Consider the following 477-nt stretch of genomic DNA (forward strand, 5'->3'; position numbering starts at 1 on the left):
GTCCGGGGCGGGCGTACACCCGGCATGCCCGCCCCGCACGAGCACGAGCCGGACACGGGTCCGGTCTCGACCACGGCCTCGGTCACGGCGAGCCGCGCGCGCCGGCGCGCCACGACACCCACGCGTACTTCGCCCTCGCGCCCGCGACCCGGGCCGGCGGCGTCCTCACCGCCGGCACCCCACCGACCACACCAGGGAGGGCGTCCTGACCACGACCGCCCCGCGCCGCGCGACCCCCCCCAGGCCCCCAGCCCGCCCCCGGCCCGCGCCCCCGCCCTCGCGCCGGGCGCCGCACAGCCCTGGCCTAGGATCGACCCCCTGATGACTGCAACCCTCGTCGCCAAGGACCTCGCCGCCGGCCACGGCGAACGCTCCCTCTTCACCGGCCTGGACCTCGTCGTCGCACCCGGTGACGTGATCGGCCTCGTCGGCGTGAACGGCGCCGGGAAGTCGACCCTGCTGCGGCTGCTCGCCGGG

2 protein-coding genes are annotated in these 477 nt (G+C 78.4%); both read left to right on the plus strand.

The window, feature by feature from the left end:
* A partial coding sequence (locus A4V12_RS38560) for a hypothetical protein (RefSeq protein WP_234372146.1) occupies positions 1–209 on the plus strand: 209 nt, incomplete at its 5' end.
* A gap of 112 nt (positions 210–321) precedes the next feature.
* Positions 322–477 (plus strand): ATP-binding cassette domain-containing protein (locus tag A4V12_RS34690; RefSeq protein WP_159028854.1); only part of this gene is annotated, 156 nt, incomplete at its 3' end.

This window comes from Streptomyces noursei, assembly GCF_001646665.1.
Lineage (GTDB): Bacteria > Actinomycetota > Actinomycetes > Streptomycetales > Streptomycetaceae > Streptomyces > Streptomyces lavendulocolor.